This window comes from Oleiphilus sp. HI0132 (assembly GCF_001635845.1).
In genome coordinates this window covers 1-895 of sequence record NZ_LWGJ01000362.1, presented here as the reverse complement: position 1 = coordinate 895, position 895 = coordinate 1, and the positions used below count along the sequence as shown (strand labels likewise).

The following is an 895-nucleotide window of genomic DNA, read 5'->3' as shown; positions in this document are numbered from 1 at the left end:
GATTGGTCTTCATCATTCTTGTGGGAGAACTTGGGTGAACTATGTAGCGCTATGCCGAAAGGTAAAAAGAAGCGGAGCGATAAAGCTAGTCCGGCGGCAAAGCCTCCGAGTAATTCCGGGGCTCCAAATAAATGAGCGAGCCAGGCAAAGAACAATACTAATGCGACAATAGTGGTTGGAATTAATCCTGGGTCGTTAATTCTTTTATCTAATATTTGGATAATTCGAGAAAACAGCTTGGCGAGAATTGGAGCCAAGCAGAAAAATATCGCGACAAATAAGAAAACTCTACCGGCGCTCATAAGGTCGATATTGCCGTTGACTGAGAAGTCATAGAGTAGGGCAAGAAGTATTACGCCGAGAATATCATCGAGTACGGCGGCGCCCAATGTTACCTGTCCTTCGTCGCTTTGGTGTCGGTTAAGATCTGAAAGTGTTCGAATGGTGATGCCAATGCTGGTGGCGGTTAAGGTTCCGCCGATAAACAGTGATACAAGTAGTGATAGTTCAAAGTACCAGTAACTTGCCGCAAAGCCACCAAGAAAGGGCGCGATAAAGCCTCCTAGCGCCACGACAGTAGACTTTTGCCTGAGGATACAAGCTTCCCTAGGTCAGTCTCCAATCCTACGTCAAACAGCAATAGAATGACGCCAATTTCGCCCAGAAAAATATAATCTCGTTGACCTCTACCCATGCGAATAAGCTCGGGCCAATCAAAATGCCAGCGCAGAGTTCGCCAATAACACTCGGTGCGCCAAAATAGCGAGAAATATCGCCAAGCACCCTGGCGACAACAAGAATGATAAGGATGTCGAGTAAGACGTCAGCAATTTCCAAATGCGCACTCCCGGCTTTTTGGCTTTGAAGTCGGGCTGGTATTGAGTTTGGACGTGCT

Annotated in this window: 1 protein-coding gene and 1 pseudogene; both read right to left on the bottom strand. The window is 46.9% G+C overall.

The features are described 5' to 3' along the window. Window positions 1-572 (bottom strand): cation:proton antiporter (locus A3766_RS04450; RefSeq protein WP_197479316.1); only part of this gene is annotated, 572 nt, incomplete at its 3' end. Between the two features lie 52 nt (window positions 573-624). Beyond that, window positions 625-895, bottom strand: a pseudogene (locus A3766_RS30365) (hypothetical protein); the annotation flags it as partial.